This is a genomic window from Streptosporangium sp. NPDC049046 (genome assembly GCF_040649155.1).
Taxonomy (GTDB): Bacteria; Actinomycetota; Actinomycetes; order Streptosporangiales; family Streptosporangiaceae; genus Streptosporangium.
Map to the genome: position 1 here is coordinate 82,362 of NZ_JBEZEZ010000026.1, position 20,607 is coordinate 102,968.

17 protein-coding genes and 1 pseudogene are annotated in these 20,607 nt (G+C 68.1%); 7 read left to right on the forward strand and 11 right to left on the reverse strand.

Going from position 1 to position 20,607, the window contains the following annotated elements:
- Window positions 1-214: 214 nt before the first annotated feature.
- On the forward strand, window positions 215-1,147 hold the full coding sequence (locus AB0B96_RS30925) for a phytanoyl-CoA dioxygenase family protein (RefSeq protein WP_362904326.1): 933 nt from the start codon (window positions 215-217) through the stop codon (window positions 1,145-1,147).
- A 184-nt stretch (window positions 1,148-1,331) separates the two neighbouring features.
- Window positions 1,332-1,967, forward strand: coding sequence for a recombinase family protein (locus AB0B96_RS30930; protein WP_362904328.1), 636 nt, complete (start codon window positions 1,332-1,334; stop codon window positions 1,965-1,967).
- A gap of 45 nt (window positions 1,968-2,012) precedes the next feature.
- Here AB0B96_RS30930 and AB0B96_RS30935 read toward each other — a convergent pair whose 3' ends face one another.
- The 4 genes from AB0B96_RS30935 to AB0B96_RS30950 form a co-directional block, all read right to left on the reverse strand.
- A complete protein-coding gene (locus AB0B96_RS30935) occupies window positions 2,013-4,889 on the reverse strand; it encodes a Tn3 family transposase (protein WP_362904375.1) in 2,877 nt (958 codons plus the stop codon).
- A gap of 1,036 nt (window positions 4,890-5,925) precedes the next feature.
- Window positions 5,926-6,927, reverse strand: a complete 1,002-nt coding sequence (locus AB0B96_RS30940; protein WP_362904331.1) for a nucleoside hydrolase — start codon at window positions 6,925-6,927, stop codon at window positions 5,926-5,928.
- Window positions 6,928-7,177: 250 nt separating this feature from the next.
- Complete coding sequence (locus tag AB0B96_RS30945) at window positions 7,178-7,618, reverse strand: recombinase family protein (RefSeq protein ID WP_362904377.1); 441 nt, start codon at window positions 7,616-7,618, stop codon at window positions 7,178-7,180.
- Window positions 7,591-8,178, reverse strand: coding sequence for an XRE family transcriptional regulator (locus AB0B96_RS30950; protein WP_362904333.1), 588 nt, complete (start codon window positions 8,176-8,178; stop codon window positions 7,591-7,593). Before AB0B96_RS30950 ends, AB0B96_RS30945 begins: the two co-directional genes overlap by 28 nt.
- Window positions 8,179-8,258: 80 nt before the next feature.
- Here AB0B96_RS30950 and AB0B96_RS30955 point away from each other — a divergent pair, with 80 nt between their 5' ends.
- The 4 genes from AB0B96_RS30955 to AB0B96_RS30970 all read left to right on the forward strand — a co-directional run bounded on the left by AB0B96_RS30955 (window position 8,259) and on the right by AB0B96_RS30970 (window position 11,200).
- Window positions 8,259-9,323: an alpha/beta hydrolase gene (locus tag AB0B96_RS30955; protein ID WP_362904335.1), complete on the forward strand. Its 1,065-nt coding sequence runs from the start codon at window positions 8,259-8,261 to the stop codon at window positions 9,321-9,323.
- Window positions 9,320-9,958 (forward strand): class I SAM-dependent methyltransferase, encoded by a 639-nt coding sequence (locus AB0B96_RS30960; RefSeq protein WP_362904337.1) that lies wholly within the window; start codon window positions 9,320-9,322, stop codon window positions 9,956-9,958. Before AB0B96_RS30955 ends, AB0B96_RS30960 begins: the two co-directional genes overlap by 4 nt.
- Window positions 9,958-10,461 carry a DinB family protein gene (locus tag AB0B96_RS30965; RefSeq protein WP_362904339.1) on the forward strand — a complete coding sequence of 168 codons (504 nt, stop codon included), beginning with the start codon at window positions 9,958-9,960 and terminating at the stop codon, window positions 10,459-10,461. Before AB0B96_RS30960 ends, AB0B96_RS30965 begins: the two co-directional genes overlap by 1 nt.
- Before the next feature lie 490 nt (window positions 10,462-10,951).
- Window positions 10,952-11,200 carry a hypothetical protein gene (locus tag AB0B96_RS30970; RefSeq protein WP_362904341.1) on the forward strand — a complete coding sequence of 83 codons (249 nt, stop codon included), beginning with the start codon at window positions 10,952-10,954 and terminating at the stop codon, window positions 11,198-11,200.
- 156 nt (window positions 11,201-11,356) lie between these two features.
- Here the strand turns inward: AB0B96_RS30970 and AB0B96_RS30975 are convergent, their stop codons facing one another.
- The 5 genes from AB0B96_RS30975 to AB0B96_RS30995 form a co-directional block, all read right to left on the reverse strand.
- The gene (locus AB0B96_RS30975; RefSeq protein WP_362904343.1) at window positions 11,357-15,013 is read right to left on the reverse strand and encodes a hypothetical protein; all 3,657 of its coding nucleotides are present in this window, start codon (window positions 15,011-15,013) and stop codon (window positions 11,357-11,359) included.
- A gap of 11 nt (window positions 15,014-15,024) precedes the next feature.
- Window positions 15,025-15,366 (reverse strand): trypco2 family protein, encoded by a 342-nt coding sequence (locus tag AB0B96_RS30980; protein WP_362904345.1) that lies wholly within the window; start codon window positions 15,364-15,366, stop codon window positions 15,025-15,027.
- A gap of 459 nt (window positions 15,367-15,825) precedes the next feature.
- Window positions 15,826-16,683, reverse strand: coding sequence for a phosphotransferase (locus AB0B96_RS30985; RefSeq protein WP_362904347.1), 858 nt, complete (start codon window positions 16,681-16,683; stop codon window positions 15,826-15,828).
- A 169-nt stretch (window positions 16,684-16,852) separates the two neighbouring features.
- Window positions 16,853-16,993, reverse strand: coding sequence for a hypothetical protein (locus AB0B96_RS30990; RefSeq protein WP_362904349.1), 141 nt, complete (start codon window positions 16,991-16,993; stop codon window positions 16,853-16,855).
- A gap of 182 nt (window positions 16,994-17,175) precedes the next feature.
- On the reverse strand, window positions 17,176-18,276 hold the full coding sequence (locus AB0B96_RS30995) for a hypothetical protein (RefSeq protein WP_362904351.1): 1,101 nt from the start codon (window positions 18,274-18,276) through the stop codon (window positions 17,176-17,178).
- 333 nt (window positions 18,277-18,609) lie between these two features.
- Between AB0B96_RS30995 and AB0B96_RS31000 the strand changes: the two genes are divergently transcribed.
- The gene (locus AB0B96_RS31000) at window positions 18,610-18,828 is read left to right on the forward strand and encodes a hypothetical protein (protein WP_362904353.1); all 219 of its coding nucleotides are present in this window, start codon (window positions 18,610-18,612) and stop codon (window positions 18,826-18,828) included.
- Window positions 18,829-18,882: 54 nt separating this feature from the next.
- Here the strand turns inward: AB0B96_RS31000 and AB0B96_RS31005 are convergent, their stop codons facing one another.
- A complete protein-coding gene (locus AB0B96_RS31005) occupies window positions 18,883-19,227 on the reverse strand; it encodes a DnaB-like helicase C-terminal domain-containing protein (RefSeq protein ID WP_362904355.1) in 345 nt (114 codons plus the stop codon).
- A gap of 26 nt (window positions 19,228-19,253) precedes the next feature.
- Window positions 19,254-20,204, reverse strand: a pseudogene (locus tag AB0B96_RS31010) (DnaB-like helicase C-terminal domain-containing protein); the annotation flags it as partial.
- Window positions 20,205-20,607: the final 403 nt, after the last annotated feature.

The following is a 20,607-nucleotide window of genomic DNA, read 5'->3' on the forward strand; positions in this document are numbered from 1 at the left end:
ACCTGATGGCACCCCCGGCATCCTGGTCGACGACTGCCTCCCAATCCTGGCCAAAGAGGCTGCCCCAGGGGGTTCCCGAGCGGCCCTCCGCTCCCGAACGTGTCCCCAGCCGCCAGGTAGCGATGTGCGGTTCAGTTGGTCCAGCGAGCTGGAGGGAACCCGTACGTATGAAAAATCGATTGCCTGTGGTGCTCGTACGGATGATCCTGGATGGATGGATCTTGAGCGCGCTGCGCGGGACTGGCGGGCCGATGGCTTCGTGATCCTCCCGGGGTTCATCCCTGCAGAGGAGTTGACAGCGGCGGTGAGCGAACTGGGTTTGCTTTTCCCCTCCGCCGAGGGCTTTCATGACGGCACCGACCCGCGCCGCGTCCGCTTCATCGGCGACGAGTTCGCCGGGATCGACACCTTCCCGTTCGCCAGCACCGAGATCAGCCTGCTGACAGTGAACCATCGCATCCTGGCGCTCGCCCAGGTGCTGCTGGATGACAGCGACGTCCATATCTACACGGCCGAGGCCTGGGCGAAGTACACCGGTGCCTGCGACTACGACCAGGACCTGCACCGCGACTACCTCAACCACACCTTGCTGGTCCCCAGCACGGCACCCGGCTGTCTGCAGGTGGAGATGTTCGTCTTCCTGGCCGACGTCCCCGAGGAACTCGGGCCGCCGCATCTGCTCTCACGTAGGCACACCGTGGACGTCCCCGCCGTCCCGAACTGGTTCCTGCGGCCGGGACAGCACAGCGCATGGCGATTCAACGACGACAGCGGCAGCCCACAGATGTATGGGGCCGAGGTCTCTGGTGCGGGGCCCGCCGGAACGGTCATCGCCTTCGAGTCCGGCACCTTCCACCGAGGCACTCAACTAACAGCACCTCGCGGCGCCCGCTACAGCATGCACCTGGGCTTCCGGCCATCCAGCCTCTCGTGGGGGCAACGTGTGGGATGGGCAGCGCGCAGCTTCGAACGAGAATGGGTCGACTTCGTCCACCGCGCTACACCTCGCCAACTCCAAGCCTTCGGGTTTCCCCCACCAGGGCATTCTTATTGGACTGCGCAGACGCTGGCCGGCATGGCACTGCGGTATCCGGAACTTGACCTCACGCCATGGTCGGCCTCCGCTCCCGCAACACGCAGGTCTTGATTTGCTTCTGTGCCTTCGCGAAGGCTGTCGGGATTAGAAGGTTTCCCGACAGGCGGCCCAGAGGCACCTGTAAACCGGATTCCCGGGGATGAAACACCACGCCAGGCGGCCTGGTTCGGGCGCTGATTGACGACAGTATTTTCCGACAGGTAGAAGGGGGCTTCGTCCTTCTTGAGGAGCGCCGGTGCGGATCGTCTACTCCCGCTCGTCCACCGCGACCCAGTCGCTGCTGCGGCAGCGGCACATCCTCACCGAGGCCGGGTTGCTGGTCCGGGCCGAGGGCGTCGCGGCGGGGTTCCACCCGGCCGAGGGTGTGCTGCTGTTTGAGGACCCGGCGACCACCTCCAAGGTTCCCGCGCTGGAGCGGCCCGCGTTCGCCAAGGTTGCCGCTGCTGCGCATCCCGGCGACACCCTCACGGTGTCGGAGCTGTTCCGGCTCTGCCGCGACCTGGTCGACATCCACACCGTCCGCGGCTGGTGCCAGGCCCGCGGCGTAGTGCTGCGGGTCCTGTCCGGGCCGCTGTCGAACTTCCACGACCTGGCCGCCAACGACGCCACCACCGACCTGATCATCAACGTGATCACCGCTGTGGGGCAGTTCCAGCGCGACCTGCAGAACGATCTGACCGCCGAGGGGATCGCCGCGGCCGAGGCCGAAGGCCGCTACCGCGGGCGGCCGGCCGCGCTGACCGGCGCACGCATCGAGGAGGTGCGGTCGGCGTTCACCCACCAGGGCGCCTCGATCGCGGCGCTCGCACGTGCGCAGGGGGTGAGTCGGGCCGCGGTCCGGACCGCGCTGGCCGGGCTGCTGCCCGACTAGCCGGCTTCGTCCCCTGGATCATCCTGATCGAGGGGACGAAGCCGATCAGGCCGCGAGGCCGAGGTCGAGGTGGCGGCCCATGTCGATGTCGATCGTGCCGTAGAGGTTGGCGTTGGACCAGAACAGCGGGGACAAGCCGCGTTTGTCGGCCTCGGTCAGCTTCTGCTGCCAGGTGGGGTCCTTCAGGACGGACTGGACGAGCAGGGTGTTGATGAACACCAGCGCGGACTGAAGCAGGTGCAGGCTGAGCATGGAGACCTCCTGGTGCTCCTTGTCGCTGCCCGGGAGGGTGCCGGCGCTGCCGTAGAACAGGTCGGTGTTGGCCGAATTCCAGTTCTCCACGACCTGCAGGCCCTCGTGGATCTCGCGGCGCAGTTCCTGAGCGGCGATGTACTCGGCGACGAAGATGCTCTTGACGGCCTTGCCGAGTTCCTCGATGGTCTTGTAGGTGGGGTGCTTGGGGCCGCCGCGGGTGAAGCGTCGCAGCACCTGCTCGGCCTCGGCCGTGCCCAGCCGCAGGGCGGTGGCGTACTTGACCATCTGGTCATACTGCTGAGCGATGATCTCCCAGTCGATCGACTTGTCGGCCACCATGCCCGTCAGGCAGGACGGGACCTGGTCATCGGCGTCGGCCTTCACGAGCTTCTGATGGGCGATCCTCTTGATTCGCGGCAGCAGCTTGAACCCCAGCAGGTGGGAGAACGCGAACCCGACCAGGGACTGGCCGTGGCTGTCGGTGTACTGGCGGTCGATGGTGGCGTCGGTGCAGTGCCGCAGCACGCCCTCCATCATCGCGGCGACCTCGGAGGCGTTGCAGGACCGTAGCTGGGAGTAGACGCACACCGACTTGCGGTCCACGTGCCAGTAGATCATGACGCCGTGGCCGCCGTAGCGGGCGTGGTACTCGGTCATCAGGTTCGACGACCAGGACCCGAACTTCTTCGAGTCCGACGCGCACGCGGTGCCGTTGCCCCACCACAGCGGGTCCCGCATCCTCAGGGTGGCGTTCACCAGGGTCGCGATCGCCGCTCGCAAGTTGTCGCGGTTGACGAACAGGTGCCTTGTTGCGCGCAGCGCGGCCTCGGTCTCGCCGTGGCGGCCACCGTCGGCGACCCGTTTGATCCCCACATTGGTGCCGAGCGCGTACAGCACCAGCAGCAGCCGTTTGCGGATCACCTCCCGCGGGGTCGCCTCCCGGGTCGCGACCGTGGTGAACGCGTCGGTGAAGTCGGTGACGAAGTCGGACTCCTTCAGGAAGTCCAGCAGATCGATGATCCCCCAGCGGGCGGCGACCTCGGTGTGCAGCGCCCGCAGGTTCTCCGGCACCTTCAGCTTGCCCAGGTCAGGGATGTGCCAGCGCGGCTCACCGCGGTGCGTCTTCACCTTCGTGCCGCCGGAGCGGTTCTTGCGGACCGCCTCCCCGCACGCCGCCATCGAGGCGCGCATCGCCTCCTTCAACGTCTCGATGAACACACTGCTGTCCAGCGGCTGGCGCATGTTCTCGTAGTGGACGTCCCGGTTGTCCTCGAAATTGGTCGGCAAGTCCTCCTCGGGATTGCGCCAGCGGCGGGCGCCGGCGACGTAGATCTCGCGGCGGCGCAACGCGTCCTTCAACGACACGATCACGCACAATTCGTAGGAGGCCCGCTCGATGACCACGTTCTCGTCGACGACCGCCTCCAGCCAGCCATCCGGAACCACCCCATGGATGGGGACGTTCTCGGATGCGTCGTAGTGGCGGGTGGTGTTCGGGATGTCGGCGTAGCGCTGCAGCAGGTCCACGGCATCCATCACCGGCCGGTAGGCGGTGTTGTTGCACTTGAACTCGATCGCGGCCAGCAGCTTGGGCAGCATCCGCCGGTAGTAGGAGGTGTAGGAACTGGTCAGCACCGTCCGCACCCGGGCCTTGTAGGCCCTGGCGTCCGCCTTCGCTTCCGCCACCAGCGCCCGCAGCGTGTTCTCCCCGCCCGGCACCGCCGGGAACACCACCTGCCGGACCGTGCCCTCCGGTGCCCGCAACGACGCCTCGGCGATCGAGAACAGCTTCTCGGTCTTGCGGTGCACCTTCTTGGCCTCGGCCTCGATCGCCCGCTCGACCTTCCGCTCCGCCCGAGTATTGATCTTCGACACCAGGCCGATGAACAGATCGACCAGTGCGTCCGTGATCTCCGTCGTCCGCGACCACGCCAACGCGGCCACCAACGTCAACCGGACCGGCGGCTGGTTCGCCGCGAAGTCCGATGGGTGCGAGGCCATCGCCCTCGCCCGCCAGGAGGCCACCAGCCGATCCGAATACCCGCCGAACAGATCCACCGCCAGCCCCAGAGCCTTCGCCCGCCGTAGCTTGACGATCTCCTCCAGCAGCGTCTCCAGCCCCAACCGGCCCGGGTCGGACTTCAACTCCAACAAGAACCCGTCCTCACCCGTGGCCAGCTCCCACAGCGACCGCGCCGAGTTCGCCGACAATCCATTCAGCACATGCAGGCAGAACTCCCGCTCGAACCGCGCCCTGCCTGCACCCACGATCCGCTCCAGCCGACCCGGCGGCTCGATCTTCGAGGTCCGGCAGCGGGCCAGCAGCGCCGCTCGCAGCCCTTCGTCCGTGAACACCATCGGGCAGATCTTGTCCGCCAGCCATTCGGCCAGTACATCCTCATCCGCCCGGGTCGACTCCCGAAACCCCAGCGCGTCCCGCACCTGGGCCCGGTGCCGCTCGATCGACCGGCCCGACCAGTCGTATTCCGCCAGCAACGCCGGCTCGACCTTCACCTGGCCGGCCACATAGTCCACCGCAGCCCTGGGCAGCTCACCCGCGTGCCGCGGGAACCGGCCCTCCTGCTCGAAGAACTTCAGCATCAGGCCGAACCCCAGACGGGTCGCCCCCGTCTTGTTCCCCACCAGCTCCCAGTCGCCGTCCAGCAGCGTTCACGCCGCGATCAGCTCCTCCGGCTCCCACTCCCGACGCACTCGAACCGCCCTCCACCCGACCGCCTCCCACACCAACACGATCAAGCGGAAACTCCACCCAACTAGCCACATTCACCGCACCGAAACGATCACGAACCGCAATCGTGACCTCTCACTCCTCTACCTAGCGGCTGGGGACATGTTCGGGAGCGGAGGGCCGAGCAGAACGACTCGTCCGTGGCGCGCGCCCTGGCCGTCGCCCTGCATGTGGTCAGCCGCCACGCCGACCGGGTCGGTGCGGAGCTCAACGCCTCCTCGCTCGGCGGCGCCGCAGCCGAGAGCCCGTAGCCGCGCTGCTCGCCCGGGGCTTTAAGAGAGCGGCGTTGATCAGGCGAAGCATTGGCAGAGCTCAAGATGGGTCACTAACGTCCCAGGTCAGAACAGGTTTGGCGGGTGGTGACACATTCGTTGGCGGCGTCAGCCCTGCTGGCGACGTTTCAGACCGCCGCCCCCGGGGCGGCATCGTAGGGCAGGGACGCCGATGCCTACCCTCGCCCCGAGGGTTGTTGCCCAACACAGAAACTGCCCCTGACCTGCTTGATCGGTGCGCGCGGCAGGCCGTTGGCCCGGGGCGACCCGCTGGTGATCATGCCTTAGATCGGTGAGACGAATCATCGGATACCTCAGCTTGGATGAGACTGCCTCAGATGGAATGAGACAGGACGGCCCGGAACACCGGCGCCGAACATCGGCCTGCTGTTCGGCGCCAGACGGACTCGCCGGTCGACGACTGTCCGAGTCCTGCCCGGATATCCGGATCACAGGGAGCTGGAGCGCTGAGCGGCGCTCTGCTGGCCACACGAGTACGGACATCCTTTGACACTGGCCCTGCGCTGTTCGTCCGCCAGCGACCCTCTCGGCGAGTCGGTTTCGCGTCGACACGTCATATGATCATGGACTTCTCGTGCCGGGGCGCCGCGCGCACCGCCGTACCGCGATCGACATCGCCCCATGGGCAGAGCAGCGTCGAGAACCGGGACACGGGAATCGATCAGTGGCGTAGTTCAGCGATGTCGCTGAAACCTGTGCCAGCAACGTCGCCCGAAGGATCCGGGCGATGGACCTCCCCCAGGGAGGCGAGGGTGGCGCCGTTCGCGGTTCGTTCCAGGGAGTCGGTGCCCTCACCGACGAAGACCTCGAAGAGCCGCTCGTGGTCGAGCGCGGTCGTGACGAACGTCCCGCTGCCCGCCGCCGGCAGCGCACCCCATCCGCCTTCCTCCCGGACCATCTCGACCTCGGCCCACGTGGCGATGGCGCGGTCGATGGCCACGCAGGCCGCGGTGGGGTCGTGCAGCAGCTTCCCCCCGGGCCGCTTGCGCAGGTAGTGCTTCATGCCGGCGAATATCAGGGCGAGCCCGGCGGTGCGGTCGCGATGTGGTCGCAACCGCTCGTGGAACTCGCCGTCGTAGGCGACGCCGTGAGTGACGTTCTTGGACACCAGCTCGCGCAGTGCGATCCCGGTCGAGGACAGAGCGAGCAGGGCCGCCCGGGGCTCACCGTTGAAGTTGAACGTCGGGCATACGGTGCGGCCCTCGAACTTCGTCAACCGGTGCTCGGGCGGCACGACGTTGTCGCCCGCGAACCCGCCCTGGGCCACCCACCGGCTCAGACTCACTCCCGGATACGTCTCGAGGAACCGCCGGAGGTTGTGCAGGGGCCCGCCGGTGAGGAGCGTGGCCCCGGGGTGACACTGTAAGGTCTCGGCGATGACGTCGGCGGGCGGGGCGTCCGGCTGGGCCTCGGGAGGGGTGCCGAGCCAGCGGTCATGGAAGCCCGACACATGGCTCTTACCCGTACCGGGATCGCTGGCGCCCACCGCGACATCGTCTCGCTCCAGCCGTCGCAGGACGTGCCGGACCAGTCCCACCTGCGTCGGCGACCCCGGAGTGACGGTGACCGCGCGCAGTCGTACGGCCGGATGGCCCGCGACCAGGCACAGGGTCAGTACGTCGTCGGGATCCTGGGTCTCCAGATCGAAGATCAGGTCTAGCATCGCGGAGATGTCCTTCCGTGAGTCCAGGCGAACCCTCCCGGAGCGTGCCGTGATCGTATTCATCCGCGACAAAGCGAAGCGACCGATTTAATCGGGTGTGCGGCTTCACCGGCCGCCGGGCGGACATCGAGGCATGGGGTCTGGGGGCCGGTCTCGGCCCGCGCCGGGATGGGGGTGGTCAGGGCTCCTCCGCTCCCTGAAGGCCCTGTTCTCGTACAGCTACCGCCAGGTGGCGTGTAGCGCCGAGTAATCAGTCGAGTCCTTCGAGGGTGGCCTCGCGGATGTTGTCGCGTTCGGTCTCGGCGAGGGCAGCGAAGAACGCGAACAGGATCCGGCCTGGGCCGGTGGGGTCGTAGATGCCGGGCAGGGGTCCGGCGAGCATCTCCAGGACCAGGCCGTGTGCGACGAGGTGGTCGGCGAGGGCGGTGAGTTCGGCGGCGTCGCGGCCGAGGCGTTTCATCTCGTTGACGGTGAAGATGACCCGGCAGTGCGGGGCGTGGGCCTTGATCTCGCGAGCCTGGGCGAGCGCGGCCTCGAACCGCGGGCGCACCCGTATCCGGGTGGAGATCTTCTCGGAGAAGACCTTGTCCCGGGGGATGCTGTCGCTGGTCGCGCCACCCTCGACCCGGCTTGGGTGAAATGTTTGCTCCAGAGCCGGTTCGTTCAGGTGGGCGATGTCAGGAAGGGCGATAGGTGGGCGCGTTCGCCTTGGGCGCTGAAGAGCGTGAGCAACTCCGCGGCCTGAGAGTCGGCGCTGCCGATCTGGTGCGGGATACGGGTGTCGAACTCCGCGGCTTCGCCAGGGCCTAGCTGGTATTCCTGGTCACCGAGGACGAGCCTGACATATCCGTTGAGTACGTAGAACCATTCGTACCCCTCATGGGTCTGCAGTGTCGTCGTAGCCGATTTCCCGGCCGGTGGATAGATCACTTTGTAGGCCTGGATGCCTCCGGGACGTCTGGTCAGCGGCACGACGGTGAAGCCGGATCGCCGCACTGGCCGCAGGTGGATACGTGGATCGCCGGTGGGCGGGGCCGCGACCAGTTCGTCGAGCGGGACGCCGTGCGCCCGCGCCAGCGGCAGCAGTTGCTCCAGTGTCGGGCGCAGTTTCCCGTTCTCGAGACGCGACAGCGTGCTTGCGGTCAGGCCGGTCTCTGCCGCCAAGGCGGCCAGCGAGATGTTCCGGGCCTGGCGTAGTGCGCGCAGGCGCGGGCCGACGCCCGCAAGGACGTCGTGCGACGTGACGTTCATGAACCCATGATGCGGATCCGCAACGTTTCTCGCAAATAGGCAACGCTGCTGGTCATGCTGGTAGCGGAGGTAAGTAACCAATGCTCACATCAGCAGCAACTTCGAGACCAGCAACACAGTGGTCGCGCACCGTCGCAGCCGTCACGGCCGCGCTCGTCCTGACGACAGCTTGTACGACCACCGGCGGCAGGGCGCAGAACACGACGTCGCAGCAAGCGAGCGCCACCGTCGCGGCAGGTTACGACGCGGCCACCCGGGATGACGCCCAGTTCAACCGTCAATTCAAGCACGAGACAGCCGACATCGACGGCGTGAAGATGCACTACGTCACCGGCGGCACCGGCGAGCCACTCGTCCTCCTGCACGGCTGGCCCCAGTCGTGGTACTCGTGGCGCGAGATCATGCCGGCGCTCGCCGAGAAATACACCGTGTATGCGCTTGATCTGCCGGGACTCGGCGACAGCGAGGGTGCGCCGTCCAGTTACGACAAGGCCACCCTGGCCCGCTACGTCCACCGGTTGCTCGCCGGCAAGCTGGGGCTGAACAAGATCAAGCTGGTCGGGCATGATCTCGGCGCCGGTGTGGCGTTCCAGTACGCCACACAGTTCCCGGACGAGGTTGTCAAGTACGCCCACCTCGACTATCCGATGCCCGGTCCCACCCTCAGCGCGAACGCCTACCGGCAGGCGAGCTGGCACATGTCATTCCACAACCAGGACGGGTTCCCCGAGCTGCTGGTCGACGACGACGTCCGTGACTACCTGTCTCTTTTCTACGGATATGTTGCCTATGGTGGGACCAGCTTCGGCGGGCCGGGCGCGAAGGCTCCCTTCACCGCACAACAGATTGACGAATACGCCCGCACATACCAGCGCCCGCAGGTCCTGACCGGTGGGTTTGAGCTTTACCGCACCCTGGACCAGGACGAACGGGACAACAAGGCTGCGAAGCCGATCACCATGCCGACGATGCTGCTGACAGCCGAAGGCACGCTCGACTTCACCCGCTCGACGGTCCAGCCCCTCATGTCCAACATCACCCGCGCTGTCGAGGTGCCCAAGGCCGGGCACTGGCTGATCAAGGAGAACCCAGAATTCGTCACCACCGAGCTGGTGAAATTCTTCGCGAGGGGGGCGGACCGATGACCGATGCACTCAATGCCGAGTCGTTCTGGGAACAGCACCACCGCGCCCGGCGCGGCGGCGGTACCGGGCACCCCAACCCGGTGTTGAAAGAGACAGCCGAGGCATTGCATCCCGGCGATGCCCTCGACCTGGGATGTGGCGCCGGCGGCGACACCATCTGGCTTGCCCGACATGGCTGGCAGGTCACCGCTGTGGATATCTCAAGCGCCGCCGTGGAACGGGTGCGTGCACGCTCCCGGCAACTCGGCATCGACGGCCGGGTGACCGGCGAACAGCACGATTTGGCCCGGAGCTTCCCCGACGGGCAGTTCGACCTGATCTCCGCGCAGTACCTTCACACTCCCTTCGCACTGGATCGCGCGCGAGTACTGCGTACCGCGGCGCACGCACTGCGCCCCGGCGGTCATCTCCTGATCGTCGACCACGGCTCGACCGCACCCTGGTCATGGAACAAAGATCCCGACACGCATTACCCCTCACCCGGCGAGACCGCAGCCGAGCTCGCCCTTGACCCGGCCCGGTGGTCCGTCGTACGCGCCGACATGCCGCACCGCCGGGCCACCGGACCGGGAGGCCAGACCGCCACCGTCACCGACAACGTTCTGCTCATCCAACGACATGATCGGAAAAGCTGATGCCGCCAACCACCCGAACCAGGAAACGCAAGGACATCGGGCCCGAATGGACCGCCCCCGGGGAGAAGGCCACTCTGGTCGGTTTCATCGACTACCTCCGCAACGCGATCATGGACAAGGTCGCCGATGTACCGGAGCCCGAGGTCCGCACCGCCGGCGTGCCCTCCGGCACCAACCTCCTCGGGCTGATCAAACACGTGACCGCCGTCGAGAGGTTCTACTTCCTCGAAGAACCGATCACCAACATGCGCCGCACTTTCCAGCCCACTCGTGACGAAACCGTCGACGGCCTGCTCGCCGGCTATCGGGCAACGATCGCGCAGGCGAACCAGGTCATCGCAACCTGGACCGATCTGACCCAGCCAGCCCCTCGGCCGCCCGGCCGCAGCGCTCTGCCGCCGTCGCGGCGATGGGTGCTGGTCCATATGATCGAGGAGATTGGACGCCACGCGGGGCACGCGGACATCATCCGCGAAAGAATCGACGGATCCACCGGCCGCTGACAGCCACTGCCGCCAACTCTCAATCGCGACCCGCACGCGCTCATCTGCTGCTTGATCGGACGTACCCAACTCGGCCAATCCCGGAGACTGCCCGGACCGCCTACCGTCACGATGCGTAACGGTTGATTCTTTGTGCGGCCAGCGTCTCGGTGGTGACTTACGTAGCGAGGCTCCCGTCAGGGGTGGGGCCCGATCTTTCTGTCGGGAAACCCTGTCGTCAATTCTTGGGCGGAATCGGCCATCTGGCGTCACGGTTCGTTGCTCTATGTCCGGTTTTCGAGAGGGCTTACAGGGCCCGATCAGAGGGTGTCGTCAAATCCTCCAATCCCGACACCTCTGATCAGCTACCCATTGGCGGAAGGGAGGAAAGCCAGCTATCGGCGCACAACGCCGATGGCTGAGTAGTGGCGGGCTCTCAGGGGAATCCTCACCCTTGCCGGCGCGGACGAGTACCTTGCCCTCGCGGGCCGACAGCGGAACGTCTTCGACGTTGAGAGCGACCAGTTCGGAGAAGGGCAGGGCCGAGGGGACGCCCACTCCCAGCACTGTCTCGTTCTCCGCGATCACCCCGTACAGCGCGTCGGCCGTCAGCCCGGTGAGGAGCAGCCCCGACAGCCCCGCAACCACCGTGTACGGCCTGCGGCGCGGGCGCCGCAGGCCCACCGCGAGCTGGACCAGCGCGGTGAGCACGAACAGCCCGAACGGCAGCAGGGGTCACCATGTCCGCTGTGCCCGGTAGAGGGCGGAGGTGAGGTGGAGCTCCCCCGGCCGGACGACTCGGTAGGCGGCCTGCCCGGGATCACAGGGCGGCGCGGCCGCCGGGTCGACGAGGAAGGCGGCGATGGTCCGCCGGCCGCATCTGCATTCCGGTTGCACCCCTACTTCCGAGAACGTGTCATTCTCGGAAGTTCCACGAGATCGTCGACGGGATGGTCCGCAAGGCGTCCTCGTCGGCAGATCTCCTGATCGTGACCAGGTGCAGGAGGTTGTTCGCCGCGTTGGCGTCGCCTGCCTGCGCGGCCTTGGAGAGCCAGGTCTCGGCCTCGGCCAGCTCGCCGCTTTGCATCAGCACGAGCCCGAGCACGTTCATAGCCCGCACGTCGCCGAGTACGGCGCTCTTTTGTGACCAGTTTTTCGCCTCGGCCAGCTCACCCCGAACCAGCGAATAGGTGGCGAGTTCGGTGATGGCTGTGTGGTCGCCCGCCTCGGCGGCTTTGCGCCACCAGACCGCGGCCTCCACGAGGCGGCCCTGCCGCCGTAGCAGATTTCCCAGCCAGGTCATCACCGTCGTATTGCCGGCTGTAGCGGCCTTGCCCAGCCAAATCTCGGCCTCGGTGGCCTCGCCCCGCTCGTCGTAGAGTGCGGCGAGGCGTAGTACAGCGTTCGGGTCGCCGTTCTCGGCGGCCCGCCGGTACCATCTCACCTCTTCGTCAGCCGAATCGCCGTTCTCCTCATCCAGCCAGTCTGGCGCCGGCTCGCCGGTGATCTGCTGCCATCGCGTGACCACGTCCTCGGGCGCCTCCCTGTAAGCGCTGCGGAGCAGGCAGAACGCCTGGTAGGTCGTCGTGTCGCGAGGGCTCAGTTCGATCGCACCGAGCTGGCTGATCCGGATTGGTACCGTCAGGGACGCCGCTGCGTCTCCCGGCCGGGCGGCCTCAAGACGCAGAAACCCGAGTGTCAGCATCATGTGGAGGAAGTCGGTGCCGTAGCGCGCGAAGGAGCCCGTGACCAGCTCGTTGCAGAGTTCGACCGCCCGCTCAGCGATGTCCAGAGCTTCGCCGAACCTCCCGTGGTGCATGAGCAGGACAGCATGCCCGTGGAGCGCCTTGGCCAGGCCTGCCTGGTAGGCGTCCGGCTCGGCCTGGGCCAGTGGCTCGTAGATCTCCACCGCGCGTTGGGCGTGGGCCAGTGCCTCCTCGGTCAGGTTGGCGGCGGTGCAGATCGCGGAGAGGTTGCCCAGGGCGGCGCCGAGTGCCTGGGCCTCGCCGGCCTGTTTCCCGGGTGCCTGCTCGTACAAGGCGACCGAGCGCCGCATGGCGGACAGGGCCTCATCCGTCCTCGATTTGGGGAACATGCAGGCGAACGTGCTCAGCACGGATGCCAGGAGAAGTCGGTGCGTGCCGGAGTCTTCTGCGGCGAGTCGTTCGGCGATGTCCATTGCCCGGTGAATCGCGGCAGTGGCGTTGTGCCGGTCGCCGACCTTTACGAGCTGGTCGGCGAGCTTGGCCAGCGCGGTGGCGAGCCTGGGCAGGAACAGGCCGGGAACTTGCTCCGCGAACCACTCGTAGTAGCTGACCGCGAGCTGGAACCCTTGCACTGCCTGTCCGGGCCGGCCCAGCGAGGCCATGTGCTGGGCCGCAGTGATGGCGGCGGCTGCGAAGGCATCCTGATCAGCGGCAGTGTGCAGGGAGTCGGTATCCAATTGGAGGGCGACGATGGTCCTGTGGACCTGATACTCGAGGTCGGCGAGGAGTCGGCTGCGGGTGGGAAACGCCTCTGTCAACTCCCACAGACGCTTCAGCGACTCGGTGGAGGGGGGCATGCGGTCGACGGTCTTGGCCAGAGCCGACAGCAGGGGGGCGGGGTTCTCGATCTGCGGCGCCACGGCCACCGCGTGGCGGGAAAGATCGGGTCGGTCGTCGAGCAGGTCGGTGATCCTGTCGGCCATGTCGGGCTGGTGGAGGGCGGCGCGGGTGAGGACGCGCATGGCCTGCCGCGCCTGGGCGGCGGAAGGAGCGGCCAGGACGCTGGACAGGAAGCCGCGGTCCTCGCGGGCAACGACCGCGACCAGGTGCTCGGCGAGCAGATCGGGTTGCAGTGATCCCCAGTGCGTGGAGCCGCCATTGGGGCTATCCGCAGCGCCTGCGCCGGCCCTGGGAGCGGGGTAGAGGTCGCGCAGCCACCGTGCTGTCCGCCGACGCCGCTGGTGGCCGTCGTCGGTGTCGTCGCCGAGCCCGGGCAACCGCCGGAGCAGGGCCAGCGCTTCGGTTTCGTCGGTCGCGCCGCACAGTGCGGCCGCGGCCACGGCCGTCCGCTGGTCCTCGGGTTCGAGCATGACCCTGTATGCTTTGGCCGTGCTGGACCAGTACGGCCGCTCGTGATCGAGGACGACGTCCGCCGCGCCACCCGCAGTCGCAGCGGATCCGGGGGCGAGCAGCGCGGCGAGAGCCTCCATCGCGATACTCAGCGGTGACCCGAAACGATCCGGTGACAGGTCCGGCCGCGTCACCGGTTTCGGCGCGCCGCCCCCGAGTCGCCGCGCCATGCTTCGTGCGGTGTCGATGAACACGCCCTCACGGTCGCCAACGGGCAAGGCACCCAACTCGTCAACGGGGGCAGTGGTGAGCACGTCACGCAGGTGGCGCCCCGTTCCGTCGATGAGCTGGCGCCACCACTCGCCCGCCGCGCGCGCCAGGAGCAGGATCCGCAGCGGTGACGGGCCACGGTGTCCCATGGCGGCGGAGACCAGGTCGCGCACTGAATCGGGCTGGGACTCGGCATAGTCGTGGACCAGTAGCGTGGGCACGCGGAGCCCGGCCAGCACGTCGCGGACGGGCCGCAAGTCCGCGTCGTGGGCAAGCGTCCCGATCATCCACCCCTTGTCACGCAGGATCCGCGCCAGCTCGTACGCGAGGCGTGTCTTGCCCCGCCCTCCTGGGCCGGTTAGCAGCCGCACGCTCACTTCGGACCCGTCACACCATTCGAGCAGCCGCCGCACCTCCTCAGCGCGACCGCGGAAGCCGATGGTTTCTGCGTCGGCACGCAGCAGCGAGGCGGGCGACAAGCCGGGCGCGGGCAGAGGCGGTGCGGTGAGGATCGGGGCGAGCTCGACTGGTTGCTCCGTAATGTCGGAGCAACCTGCCTCGGCCAGTACGCGGCGGAAGCCCGGGTCCGCGAGGAGCCGTTCCACGGGAATCGCGAGCAGACGGCGATGGTCGTACGTCGGCATCGAGTCGGTGACCATGGCCGTGACGAGGCCGTAGCACGTCACAGCCGCGCCGGAGAACCCCGGCCACGGAGAGGACAGGCTCGGGACCGGATCGGGAAGGGGAAGCTGCAGGGAGTGCGGCGCACCGGTCAGGGGATCCAGTTCGCCCCGCAGGAATTCGAGCCCGCGCCGGTGGTTCGCGAGTCGCTGGGCGCGCGGAAAACCGGCGGTCTCCCAGGGAATGCCAGGGTTGCAGCCGATGAGGCGCCCCCAGCGAACCGGACCGAGTGCCGATCCTCGACCTGCACCGGTGGCCGGCACACCGCCGGCGCCGGAGCCCGGCCCGACACCATGTGCACGATCCTCCCCCGCGTTCGGTTCAGCGCCCGCGATGCCGCTCACGCCGCGGGCGCTGCTCGTGCCGATCGTGATCAGCGCGGCGTCGTATTTCTGCGATGCCCAGGCCAACGTGCCCTCATGGTCGTGCGCCTCCTGGAGGAAGCGGACCACGATTCGGCTGGGATCGGTCACCAGGTGCCGGGCTGTTAGAACGACTCCTGCCGCGACGAGGTAGCCGCTTCCGTACTCCCCCGCGTGCACTTCGACGATTCTGGCCGCCTCCATGTCTCACCCGGTCACCGCGGAGGCAGACCAGGCTCCTCGTCGGAGATACGCACCGGCTCCTTGGTTTCGCCATCCCGAGGATGAAGAGTGATCGTCAGCCGGTGAGTGCCAGTGTGTCCGACGCTCTTCTCCCTGCCCAGGCTCAGCACCCGCACGTCCACACCTCCCGAGGAGTTCCGATCCTCGCGAACGTCGACGGCGAACTCCATCTCCACTGGTCCGACCTCGAAGCTGAGCTTCGCCTGCTCGGCCTGCTCCCGAGCCGACTCCAGCTCCGCGCGCACGGCGTTCACGGCCTTGGCCAGGCCCACCCATGGCTCTTCCTTTGGCTCTGATCCCGCGCTCTTTCCCACGTATCCTCCGTTTCGCGCCTCGATCCTCCAACGGGGGGATGGCTCTCGGGAGTTCCTGCCAATCCCCACGCACCTTTGCCGACGTCCAGTCCTCCACGTTTAACTGCTTGGTCACGTACCGGCCGATTGTGCACCCGCCGTCTGTTCTGCACCTTCTTCGGCGGTTGGCCGTCCAAATAGAAGAAATTCTCCAGTTCCGCGGGTGTCGGGTCCGCCATAAACTGGTCATATCGTCCCATTTACTCAACAGGCAAGTACTCATGCGACACGATCCGTAACCATGGGCGGTCACGTCCAGGTAGACGGCGGCTGGGTCTGGTTCACGGCTCATGATGTTCCGAGCTGGGCCAGCGCCTCGTAGGCAGTGGAGCGGCCGATCTTGAGGGTGCGGGCGACCTCGGTGACCGAGACGCCGTCGTCGACCAGACCGCAGTGTGGCCATTTCGGCGGGGGCGCCGCTCAGTGGCCGCCACCGTCGGCGTGCTTCCGGCGGTGGAGGTCGGCCTGCATCTGGGCGAGCCACTCCCGGCCCCTTCTGCGCCCGTCGGGGAGTTGGTCGTCGCGGTCCCAACGCCAGGAGACCACGAGGGCGAGGCTGAGGATCCGGCAGTCGGCGAGCAGCCCGGAGTCGGCGCCTGGGTAGTGTGCGGCGACGTCCTCCGGAGCATGCGCGAGGTCGAACTCGACGGGTCCGCGGCAGGCGGTCTCCAGGTCGATGAAGAGCGGTCCGTCCGCGGTGGCGAGCAGGTTGCCGGGGTGCGGTTCGCCGTGCAGGAGCTGTTGCCGCGTGCCGCGGTCCAGGATCGCGCGGCTGATTCCGCGGAGGGTATCGCTCAGCAGAGCGCGTTCTGTGGCGCCGAGGTCCGGGCTGACAGCGGGGTCCTCGACCACCCGGAGGGCGTCGGCGACGCGGCCGGTGAAGTGCGGTGCGGCGAAGTCGATGCGGCGCAGGCCGGCGTGCAGCCGGGCCAGGGCGTCGGCGTAGGCGGCGGGCGGGTGGTTCTCGGGTGCGGCGGTGGGCTCGTAGTAGGTCCAGAGAGTGACGGCGAAGCCGTCGCGGACATGGACACGGGGCTCGACCCTCGGATCCAGACCCGCCACCGGGCTGCCGGTCCCGGCGAGGCGCCGGGCTATCTCGACCTCGAAGTCGAGGCGGTGCGCGAGGGGCGCGACCCGGGCGAGCATGCCGCTGGGCCGCAGCCGGACGGCGATCCGGTTCGAGTTGTGCAGCACAGCGGCATCTTCGGTGCCCAGACCGTACTCGGCGGCCGTGTCGACGGCCGCGGCCACCGCCCGCGAGATCTCGGTGTCCTTCACGTGTTCGGTGCCTCTCCCTGCCGGAGTCGATGTGTGCGGCGCAGACCCTTGGCCCGGCCGAGCGTCTGATGCATCGTGACCAGGCCGACGCGGCCGGACATAGCGGACCCCGAGGCCGTAGTCGTCCCGTGCCGTCAGGGGCCGGTCAAGGAGAGCGCTCACGTCCGGATCACCCCGAAGCAGCGCCGTGCTGCAGCCGGTACCGGCCCGGCTCGACCTGCTTTCCGTCGACCAGGAGCCGCTCGTCGTCGGTGAACTCGATCCCCTCGCGGACCTGCAGCACGGGCAGGTCCTCCTCGTCATCGCTCATGCCGTTGAGCCTGACCGCCCGGCCGCTCCCTGTCTCGAGAACGGGTCAGGTGTACGGGTGTTGTGGGTTGGCGGCCGCAGACGTTGTGGGGCGGCGTCGACTTCGATGAACAACTGCCGCCGGTGATCACCTGGGAGGCTTTCGGCGGTGTTTCCTGCTGCCGAGGATGTTTCGTGCGCTCGTCAGGCCTCTTTGGCGAGTCCGCTGATGGTTTCAGTCCCGTCGTCCCAGCGCCAGCGCGTGTAGTGGCCGCGCAGGTGGACGCCGCCGATCCAGCGGTCGAGGCCGTTGAGCGTGACGTGGTCGGCCTCGCCTGCGAGTACCCGTGCCCCGGTGTCGGTCAGGCGCAGGCGGGTGGCGTGGTCGACTCGATGGCCCGCCTGCGTGGCGTTGAGTAGCGGCATCGATGCGCGAGCCATTCGGTCGATCATCGCGAAGTACCAGATGTCTCCGAGGTACGGGCGCGTTTCCCGCGCTGCCGCGCGGGCGAACGCGGTCCCGGCGTCGGGCGCGCCGTCGGCAACAGCGGCGAGCACCCGTCGTTCGGTCAGCGACAGCCCGTCGCGGGTGGCCGGGTACTCCCGACTGAGCCGGTCGAACGCCTCGCCAAGGAACCGCAGCTCGGCCGAGCGGCTTGCGGCGATGGCGCCGAGGCCGTCGGGCGTCGGCGCGCGGAAAGCGGCCCAGGCGCGGGTGGCGAGCCGCAGCGCGGCCGGGGTCAGCCGGGCACACGCCTTCGTCGCGGGCAGCTCGCGCAGCTGTTCGGCGGTCAGCTGGCCGAGGCCGCCGAAGCGGGCAATGCCGGGGTGTTCGCCGATGCAGATCAAGATGATGCGCTGCGCGGGCACGTCGAGGTCGGCGAGGCGGGCGAGGATCTGGATAATCTGCAACTGGTCGTACAGGTCAGCCTCGAACCACAGCACGTACTCGCCGTCTCGGTTGGCTTCCAGGGTGCGGTCACGTTCGGCGAACATCGCTGCGGCCTCACCGCGCTCATCCGCGCCCGCCTCGATGAGGAAGGCGGCTCTGATACGGCGGAGCTCCTCGATCCCCACCGCGGGCACTGGGCCATCGTGCAGGACGTCGCGCCAGAACAGCACACGCCGGGCGAGCCCGGTTCCCGGCAGGTCCGTGGTGTCGCCGTTGCTGACATGCAACGCCGCGATCATCTGGTCATCGGCCGGCCGCCCGGCGAGGAGCTGGCCGCGGGCGGCCGCGTACGACTCGCCGGTCTTGGCCATTCGAGCGCGCACGCGCCGTTTGAAGTCGGGCTGCTTCGTCATGGTCATCTCCCGCGCGGCCCGTCCGCAGATCCCCCAGCGACCGGTGCGGCGGACGCGCGATCGACAACGAAGCTCCGGCCGAGAGGTGGACCTCCCTTTGCCTCCGTGAGTAACCCGGCTGGGGCGGGTCGCTGGAGGTTCGGCGCGGACGGACGCCGTCCCGTCAAGATATCCCGCCTCGACGTGAGCAGTCGCCAAACAGGCCTGGACGGCGCCAGGTCGGGTGCTCCGCGACTCAACCGGACTCGGGACACGCCATTCCGATGTTCCTCAACCCCCGAGTACTTCCTGGATGAGGAGCATGGGGAGCGCGGCACTAACTGGCGCATCCTGGTGTGGGACGTCCCTGCCACGGGCTACGACCAGCGCAGCACGGTGCCGCCTCCCGATGATCCGCTCCGCGTGGGGTATGCCCTCGCGATGGCCATCGAGGGCGGCGAACCGCACTACGTGGGCAGGTGGAGTGGAGCCGACGTCCGCAAGCGACTGCGCGATCTGGTGGTGCGGGCCGAGGCATCGCGCACCAGACAGGCCGTTCCTCCTCCCGCCTGAGCTGGCTCTTCTTGGGTGTCACATTGGCGTGTTTGGTCTGGTCTTCTGAGATTCTCAGTCGGGTGGCATGTCGACGAAGCGGCTGTAGTGGCCCTGGAAGGCCACGGTGATCGTGGCCGTGGGGCCGTTGCGGTGCTTGGCCACGATCAGGTCGGCCTCTCCCGCGCGGGGGGAGTCGCGCTCGGCGGCGTCCTCGCGGTGCACCAGGACGACGAGGTCTGCGGTGCGGGCGACGGCGTCACACAGATCGGTGTGCAGGTCCGGCAGTCGGCCGCCCCCCACCTCGGGCAGGCGGTCGAGATCGGCGGAGACGATGATAGGGACCTCCAACCGCACAGCGAGCGCCTTGAGAGTGTGCACGGTCTGGGTGACCTCGTGTTCACGGGTGCCGCCGCGCACGTCGGGGCGGATGTGTGGCGCAGGCCGTCGATGGCGACCAGGCGGGCTGCGGGCTCGTCGGCGGTGCAGGCGCGGGTGATGTGGTCGCTCAGCTCGCTCAGGGGCCAGTCGGCCGGGGTGGCCACGTGCAAGGGGGCGTCGGCGAGACGGGGTATCACGCGGGCGAGCGCGGCCCGGTCCTCGTCGCGTAGGGCGCCGCAGCGCAGCGCGTGACCGGCGACGCGGGCCTCGGCCGAGGTGAGGCGGGTGAGCAGGTCGCGGCGGGAGGACTCGTAGCTGACCAGCAGGGTGGGGGTGTCGCGGTTGAAAGCGGCGCCTCGGCAGAAGGCGAGCAGCAGGGTCGTGCTTCCCACCCCGGGGCGGGAGGCCACGACGGTCAGGGTGCCAGGGGGAAGGTTGATGAGGACAGCGTCGAGATCGGTGATGCCGGTAAGGGGGCGGCTAGGCGGTCGGCTGCGAAGGTGTTCGGTGCCGGAGTGATCTGTGACGTCGAGGTGCTCCAGGAGATCGAGGAACTCCTCGCGGGCCGGGACGGGGGCGGGGGCGTAGGGCATGGCGGTCATCCTGCCAGTCGAAGGCTCTCGTCCACCCGCTCCAGCGCGCGGACGACCGGGACGGCGTTCGCGTCGGCGGCCGGCGCAGCCGAGAACCGGGAGCCCTCTGGCGTCGTCAGCGTCGCCACCAGGTCGCCGGGCAGCGCCCGCGACGGTGGCGTGCAGCCGCTTGTCCGCGACCGTCCGGACCTCCGACACCTGCCGGGCCAGCACGCTCACCCCCGTCAGCAGCATCCAATTGCGGCGCAGCCACCCCACCGCGTTGTCGAACAGCGCCTTCGGGCCCTCGGCGTGCGTCCATGCCCGCCCGTGCAGGAACGTACGGAACCGCCGCGACCACTCTGGGTCGTCGTACTCGTGGTAGTCGTAGGCGTCCCGGATCTCCCACGCGTGCTCGTACGGCCTCGGGGAACATCGGTACAGCGGTTATCGGTGAGAACGATTATGGTCGTCTAGCACAGTGATCCACTTCGCCGCCGGGGTTCGGTGAAACGGCTCCGGGCCTGCTCCGGTGCTGGCTACGGTCCGGCTCGTGCCGGTGGAATTTCTGAGCGATGAACAAGCTGAGGCGTACGGCCGGGTCAGACCGACAGGTGTGCCTGGCGCTCCGGGGAGTCGGTGCCCTCACCGACGAAGACCTCGAAGAGCCGCTCGTGGTCGAGCGCGGTCGTGACGAACGTCCCGCTGCCCGCCGCCAGCAGCGCGCGCCATCCGCACCATCACCCTGCTGCGTTACCTGTCCGAGCCGGTCTTGCGCGAGCAGATCACCGCCACCCGGCTGGACCTGGAACCGCGTGTCCTGTTCGGAGCCTCATCCGCCCCCTGG